The 5390-nt window shown below is 63.3% G+C and carries 3 rRNA genes; all 3 read right to left on the bottom strand.

Annotation, left to right across the window (positions count from 1 at the left end):
- Positions 1–71: 71 nt before the first annotated feature.
- The 3 genes from rrf to I2F59_RS09620 all read right to left on the bottom strand — a co-directional run bounded on the left by rrf (position 72) and on the right by I2F59_RS09620 (position 5210).
- Positions 72–187: ribosomal RNA gene (gene rrf / locus I2F59_RS09630) — 5S ribosomal RNA — on the bottom strand.
- 146 nt (positions 188–333) lie between these two features.
- Positions 334–3309 (bottom strand): 23S ribosomal RNA (locus I2F59_RS09625).
- 395 nt (positions 3310–3704) lie between these two features.
- Positions 3705–5210 (bottom strand): 16S ribosomal RNA (locus tag I2F59_RS09620).
- Together the 16S, 23S and 5S rRNA genes form the textbook arrangement of a ribosomal RNA operon.
- Positions 5211–5390 lie beyond the last annotated feature (180 nt).

Genomic DNA, 5390 nt, shown 5'->3' with positions numbered 1-5390 from the left:
AACGCAAAAAAGGGGGAGGCCGCGAGGCCTCCCCCTTCTCAGTTCAAGCGTACGGCTCGGTGCCGTCCACCGGTCAGCGGCGCCCTGGCCTCCCACGGGCTGACCCCGCAGTACTCTCGGCGCGATGGGGCTTAGCTTCCGGGTTCGGAACGGGACCGGGCGTGCCCCCCATGCTCTGGCCGCTGACCGGTGGGCGGCGCCCACCGTTACGGTGTCCTGGGTCTCTCTCACGTGCCCTGGGGGCCGCATGGCGCATAGGAAAGATTCGACTCGGGGGCATCCTCGTGCCCGGACCGCGCATGAGCGCTCAGTCCCGCGGGCCGCGAGGTGCGGTTCCGGAAGAGCTCGGGCGATTAGTGCGGCTCGGCTGAGGACGTCGCCGCCCTTGCACCTGCCGTCTATCGACCAGGTAGTCTACCTGGGCCCTTACCGGAAGGAGAACTAATCCCTGGAACGGCTTCCCGCTTAGATGCCTTCAGCGGTTATCCGCGCCGCACGCGGCTACCCGGCCGTGCCGTTGGTCGACAACCGGTTCACCGGAGGTGCGTCCACCCCGGTCCTCTCGTACTGGGGGCAGCCTCCATCGATTCTCCTGCGCCCACGGAGGATAGGGACCGAACTGTCTCACGACGTTCTGAACCCAGCTCGCGTACCGCTTTAAACGGCGAACAGCCGTACCCTTGGGACCTGCTCCAGCCCCAGGATGCGATGAGCCGACATCGAGGTGCCAAACCTTGCCGTCGATGTGGACTCTTGGGCAAGATCAGCCTGTTATCCCCGGAGTACCTTTTATCCGTTGAGCGACGGCCCACCCACTCGGGGCCGCCGGATCACTAGAGCCTGCTTTCGCACCTGCTCGGCTTGTGGGCCTCGCAGTCAAGCCCGCTTGTACTCTTGCATTCAAAAGGACGGTTGCCGACCGTCCCGAGCGGACCTTCGCGCGCCTCCGTTACCCTTTAGGAGGCGACCGCCCCAGTCAAACTGCCCGCCTGGCACGGTCCCCGAGCCGGTTGACGGCCTCGGGTTAGGACGCCGGTCGCGCGAGGGCAGTATTCCAAGGGCGGCTCCCCGGGGGCTGGCGCCTCCGGATCGATGCCTCCTGCCTATCCTCTACACGCGGGACCAGCGGCCAATGCCAAGCTGCAGTGAAGGTTCACGGGGTCTTTCCGTCCTTCCGCGGGTAAGTCGCATCTTCACGACCAGTGCAATTTCACCGGGTCCATGGTCGAGACAGCGCCCAAGTCGTTGCGCCTTTCGTGCAGGTCGGAACTTACCCGACAAGGAATTTCGCTACCTTAGGACCGTTATAGTTACGGCCGCCGTTTACCGGGGCTTGGCTTCGGGGCTTCGCGCGATGCGCTAACTCCTCCGCGTGACCTTCCGGCACCGGGCAGGCGTCAGACCCTATACGTCGCCTTGCGGCTTCTGCAGAGTCCTGTGTTTTTGGTAAACAGTCGCTTGGGCCTCTCCACTGCGGCCCGCCTCCGCTCCCCGGGCAAGCCGGTTCACGTACGCGCGGGCACCCCTTCTCCCGAAGTTACGGGGCCATTGTGCCGAGTTCCTTGACCATGGTTGACCCGATCGCCTCGGTATGTTCTACCCACCCACCTGTGTCGGTTTGCGGTACGGGCGCGCACGCGCCTGCCTAGGGGTTTTTCTAGGGACCTCGGGCTCACTCGCTTCGCTTGATCGCTTCGTCCGGAGCCTCGCCCTGTGTGCGGACCGGATTTCCCTGGTCCGCGGGCCGCGCTCCATCACGGGGACGTCCAGAACCCCGCCGAGCCACCCCCATCCGTCGCCCCGTCGGTCGTAGCGCCGCGTGCGCGGTGCAGGAATGTCTGCCTGCTGCGCGTCGGCTACGCCTCCCGGCCTCGCCTTAGCCCCCGACTGACCCTGGGAGGATTAGCCTTGCCCAGGAAACCTCGGGTTCACGGCGGACGAGTTACTCTCTCGTCTCTCGCTACTCATGCCAGCATTCTCACTCCCATGCGCTCCACCGTCGGTCGCCCTCCGGCTTCTCCGCCCATGGGAAGCTCCCCTACCGATTCTAATGAATTAAAATCCCGCCGCTTCGGTGTCCAGCTTAGCCCCGTGTATTGTCGGCGCATGTCCACTCGACCAGTGAGCTGTTACGCACTCTTTGAATGTATGGCTGCTTCTAAGCCAACATCCTGGTTGTCTGGGCGGACGCACATCCTTTGCCACTCGGCTGGAACTTGGGGACCTTAGCGGGCGGTCCGGGCTGTTTCCCTCTCGAGCACACAGCTTAGCCCACATGCTCTGACTGCCGCGCTCTGGGCCGCCGGCATTCGGAGTTCGGTTGGATTCGGTAGGCGGCGAAGCCCCCTCGTCCATCCGGTGCTCTACCTCCGGCGGTGAACGCGCGACGCTAGCCCTAAAGCTATTTCGGGGAGAACGAGATATCTCCGGGTTTGATTGGCCTTTCACCCCTATCCGCAGGTCATCGCCGCCGTTTTCAACCGACGTGCGTTCGGCCCTCCACGGGGTCTTACCCCCGCTTCAGCCTGCCCACGGATAGCTCACCCGGCTTCGCGTCCGCGGCGCGGGACTCAAGTCGCCCTGTTAAGGCTCGCTTTCGCTCCGGCTCCCTTTCGGTTAACCTCGCCCCGCGCCAGCGACTCGCTGGCTCATTCTACAAAAGGCACGCCGTCACAACTGAAAGTTGCTCCGACTGCTCGTGGGCGCACGGTTTCAGGTACTGTTTCACTCCCCTCCCGGGGTGCTTTTCACCTTTCCCTCACGGTACTGGTGCGCTATCGGTCACAGGGTAGTACTCAGGCTTGGATGGTGGTCCACCCAGGTTCGGACCGGGTTTCACGTGCCCGGCCCTACTCAGGGACCGCGTCGCGCCGTCCGGTCTGGGTTCGCGTACGGGGCTGTCACCCGCTGCGGCCGGCCCTCCCATGCCGTTCCGCTCCCCAGCCGGACCTGCGCCCGGGGGCGGCAGCCCCCGGATGCGCGGCCCTGCAACCCCGTCGGCGGAACCCCTGCCGGGTATGCCCGCTCGACGGTTTGGCCATCGGTCCCCTTTCGCTCGCCGCTACTCGGGGAGTCTCGAGATTGATTTCCTCTCCTCCGGGTACTTAGATGTTTCAGTTCCCCGGGTTGTCCTCCCCCCGCCTATGTGTTCAGCGGGGGGATATGCACACTGCTGTGCATGGGTTCGCCCATTCGGAGACCCCCGGGTCGAAGGATGTGTGCTCCTCGCCGGGGATTATCGCAGCTTGCCGCGTCCTTCATCGGCTCCCTGTGCCAAGGCATCCGCCGTGCGCCCGTGGTATCTTGCGGGACCGCATCGGGCCCGCGGGATATCCACGTGTCGCTAATAAAAATTAATCGATATCATGAATAGCGCTCGTATGTCGCAATTCGGGTATCTCATACCGCGGCACAGTTATCACTGTGCTCGCGATCAGATGCTCCTCACTCATATATAAGTGAATTCTTCTTGTTTGGATCGGATGAATGATTGCTATCATTCTTACGTTTAATCGCAGAAAAGAATCGAGTCTGGAAGAATGATCTTCCATCTCTCTCCTATCGCTATGCGGCTCTCAAGGTACGCGGGTGCGACCCCGGGGACCGGGTGCTGCGGGGACTTCATCGCGGGCGACATCCACCGGACGGGCTCCTGCCCTCTATTCGAGTTAAAGTGTTTTCTCTCTAAGAATGTATCTCCCTAGAAAGGAGGTGATCCAGCCGCACCTTCCGGTACGGCTACCTTGTTACGACTTCACCCCCCTCACCCTCCACACCTTCGGCGCCTCCCCCCTTGCGGTTGGGCCGGCGACTTCGGGTGCAGACGACTCGGGTGGTGTGACGGGCGGTGTGTACAAGGCCCGGGAACGCATTCACCGCGGCATGCTGATCCGCGATTACTAGCAACTCCGACTTCATGGGGGCGGGTTGCAGCCCCCAATCCGAACTGGGGCCGGCTTTCCGGGATCCGCTCCCCCTCGCGGGGTGGCATCCCTCTGTACCGGCCATTGTAGCACGTGTGCAGCCCAGGGCATAAGGGGCATGATGACTTGACGTCGTCCCCGCCCTCCTCCGCCTTGACGGCGGCGGTCCCGCGTGGGTTCCCGGCATCACCCGATGGCAACACGCGGCGGGGGTTGCGCTCGTTGCGGGACTTAACCCAACATCTCACGACACGAGCTGACGACAGCCATGCACCACCTGTATGGGCTCCTCTCGGCCACGGGGTCTCCCCCGCTTCACCCATATGTCAAGCCCTGGTAAGGTTCTTCGCGTTGCTTCGAATTAAGCCACATGCTCCGCTGCTTGTGCGGGCCCCCGTCAATTCCTTTGAGTTTTAGCCTTGCGGCCGTACTCCCCAGGCGGGACGCTTAATGCGTTGGCTGCGGCACGGGGGGATCGTCCCCCCACACCTAGCGTCCATCGTTTACGGCTGGGACTACCAGGGTATCTAATCCTGTTCGCTCCCCCAGCTTTCGCGCCTCAGCGTCGGTCTCGGCCCAGAGGGCCGCCTTCGCCACCGGTGTTCCACCCGATATCTGCGCATTCCACCGCTACACCGGGTGTTCCACCCTCCCCTACCGGACCCAAGCCGCGGAGGTTCCGGGGGCTTCGGGGGGTTGAGCCCCCCGCTTCGACCCCCGGCCTGCCGGGCCGCCTACGCGCGCTTTACGCCCAATGAATCCGGATAACGCTCGCCCCCTACGTATTACCGCGGCTGCTGGCACGTAGTTAGCCGGGGCTTCTTCTGCAGGTACAGTCTTGACTCTTCCCTGCTGAAAGCGGTTTACGACCCGAAGGCCTCCGTCCCGCACGCGGCGTCGCTGCGTCAGGGTTCCCCCCATTGCGCAAGATTCCCCACTGCTGCCTCCCGTAGGAGTCTGGGCCGTGTCTCAGTCCCAATCTGGCCGGTCGGTCTCTCAACCCGGCTACCCGTTGTCGGCACGGTGGGCCGTCACCCCGCCGTCTACCTGATGGGCCGCGGAGCCATCCCCTCCCGTCGGGGCTTTAGCCCGGGCGCCATGCGGCGCCCGGGGGTATCCGGTATTACCCGTCCTTTCGGGCGGCTATCCCGGGGGAGGGGGCAGGTTCTCCACGTGTTACTCAGCCGTTCGCCACTCGCTTCTATCCGAAGATAGGTGCCGTTCGACTTGCATGTGTTAGGCGCGCCGCCAGCGTTCATCCTGAGCCAGGATCGAACTCTCCGTCCAAATATGTTGGGCTTCGAGCCCGTCCGGTCCTCTCAGTCATTCGCTGATCGGTTCCGTTCGATTCATATGGTTCTAGTATAGGAAAAGGAATTTCTCGGGGCCGCCTCTCGGCGGCCTTGCGAAAAACAAATCCAAGTTAGACCATTTCAAATGGTTCGATGTCTGCCCGGATGCGACACT

It is taken from the genome of Collinsella aerofaciens, from assembly GCF_015556945.1.
Taxonomy (GTDB): Bacteria; Actinomycetota; Coriobacteriia; order Coriobacteriales; family Coriobacteriaceae; genus Collinsella; species Collinsella aerofaciens_AO.
Note: the sequence above shows the minus strand (reverse complement) of the source record. Positions and strands in the feature narration are given on the sequence as shown.